2 protein-coding genes are annotated in these 2,289 nt (G+C 38.8%); one reads left to right on the forward strand and one right to left on the reverse strand.

What is annotated here, in order from left to right; translation table 11 throughout:
- Positions 1-203 precede the first annotated feature (203 nt).
- A complete protein-coding gene (gene lepA, locus A3IA_RS0108890; protein WP_018380972.1) occupies positions 204-2,036 on the forward strand; it encodes a translation elongation factor 4 in 1,833 nt (610 codons plus the stop codon).
- A gap of 87 nt (positions 2,037-2,123) precedes the next feature.
- Here lepA and A3IA_RS12750 read toward each other — a convergent pair.
- The coding region (locus A3IA_RS12750) for a transposase (protein ID WP_211209174.1) at positions 2,124-2,289 on the reverse strand (166 nt) is incomplete at its 5' end.

A 2,289-nucleotide genomic window follows, 5' to 3' on the forward strand; every position in this document is an offset into this window, starting at 1 on the left:
GAAAATTGGATCAATAACTATCCTAAGAAAGTATTAGATTACAAAACTCCCAGAGAGGTGTTATACGCTGGCTAACTTGGACTTGAATTTTGCCTTCTAATTGCTTTTTATTATTAGAGTAAGAGAAGATGAAGTTCTTCTTTTTATCAGCCTTACTTTTTGCTATAATAAAGGGTAACAATTAAATGGCATAGGATAACAAAATGAATATTGAAGAATTAAAAAAACGTCAGGAGAAGATTCGCAACTTTTCCATTATTGCCCACATTGACCATGGGAAATCGACACTGGCAGACCGTATTTTAGAAAAAACTGAGACTGTTTCTAGTCGTGAAATGCAGGCTCAATTGCTTGATAGTATGGACTTGGAGCGTGAACGTGGGATTACTATTAAACTGAATGCTATTGAGCTCAACTACACTGCAAAAGATGGTGAAACTTATATTTTTCACTTGATTGACACGCCTGGACACGTTGACTTTACCTATGAAGTATCACGATCCTTGGCAGCTTGTGAAGGTGCTATTTTGGTTGTTGATGCAGCTCAGGGTATTGAAGCCCAAACGCTTGCTAATGTCTATCTAGCTTTGGATAATGACTTGGAAATTATGCCTGTTATCAATAAGATTGACCTTCCAGCAGCAGATCCTGAGCGTGTACGAACAGAAGTTGAGGATGTCATTGGTCTTGATGCATCGGATGCTGTTTTGGCATCTGCTAAAGCTGGAATTGGTATTGATGAGATTTTGGAGCAAATTGTGGAAAAAGTACCAGCTCCTTCAGGAAATGTTGAAGCTCCCCTTCAAGCACTTATCTTTGATTCTGTTTATGATGCTTACCGTGGAGTCATCCTTCAAGTGCGTGTGACTAATGGTATAGTTAAGCCGGGTGACAAGATTCAACTCATGTCAAATGGTAAAACCTTTGATGTAACTGAAGTTGGTATTTTCACTCCCAAAGCTGTTGGTCGTGAGTATTTAGCGACTGGAGATGTTGGTTACATTGCAGCATCAATTAAGACAGTGGCTGACACTCGTGTAGGTGATACTATCACCTTGGCTGACAATCCTGCACTAGAAGCCTTAGCGGGATATAAGCAAATGAACCCAATGGTCTTTGCTGGACTTTACCCTATTGAATCAAATAAATACAATGATTTGCGTGAAGCATTGGAGAAATTGCAACTCAACGATGCCAGTTTACAGTTTGAACCAGAAACTTCACAAGCCCTTGGCTTTGGTTTTCGTTGTGGTTTTCTAGGCTTGCTTCACATGGATGTCATTCAGGAACGTTTAGAGCGTGAGTTTAATATTGATCTCATTATGACAGCTCCATCGGTTGTATATAATGTCAATACGACAGATGGTGAGATTCTTGAGGTATCCAATCCTTCAGAGTTTCCAGATCCAACACGGATAGATACTATCGAAGAACCTTATGTCAAAGCACAAATTATGGTTCCTCAAGAGTATGTTGGGGCGGTGATGGAGCTTGCTCAGCGTAAGCGTGGTGATTTTGAAACCATGGAATACATTGATGATAACCGTGTCAATGTTATCTATCAGATTCCATTGGCTGAGATTGTCTTTGATTTCTTTGATAAATTAAAATCTTCAACTCGTGGCTATGCTAGCTTTGACTATGAAATTTCTGAATACCGTCGCTCACAATTGGTTAAAATGGATATTCTGCTTAATGGTGATAAAGTTGATGCCCTTAGTTTTATTGTTCATAAAGAATTTGCCTATGAACGTGGAAAATTGATTGTGGATAAGTTGAAAAAAATTATTCCTCGTCAACAATTTGAAGTGCCCATCCAAGCAGCTATTGGTCAAAAGATTGTGTCGCGTACTGACATCAAAGCTCTTCGTAAGAACGTTTTGGCTAAATGTTATGGTGGTGACGTTTCTCGTAAACGTAAATTGCTTGAAAAACAAAAAGCTGGTAAGAAACGCATGAAATCCATCGGTTCAGTTGAAGTGCCTCAGGAAGCCTTCTTGAGTGTACTTTCAATGGATGACGATGAGAAGAAATAAAAAATGAATCCTGATTTTTAGGATTCATTTTTTTGATGCAATTGTAATTTTTTGTTGCTTAGGATTGGGAGTGAATTTCTGATATAATCAACTGAAACAAGAGCAGGACAAAAGTGCCTCAATGAAAGTATGGGCATTTGGCAATACTTTTCTGAGGTGTTTTTTAATGTAAGCCCATGTTTTCTCAATGGGATTGTACTCAGGTGAGTACGGAGGAAGTGGTAAAATTCTATGCCCCTGCTCCTTAGACAAG

Source organism: Streptococcus thoraltensis DSM 12221, assembly GCF_000380145.1.
In the GTDB taxonomy this organism is placed as follows: Bacteria; Bacillota; Bacilli; order Lactobacillales; family Streptococcaceae; genus Streptococcus; species Streptococcus thoraltensis.

Coding starts and splice junctions, on each gene's coding strand:
- lepA (WP_018380972.1), top strand. CDS start 204: ATGAATATTGAAGAATTAAAAAAACGTCAGGAGAAGATTCGCAACTTT.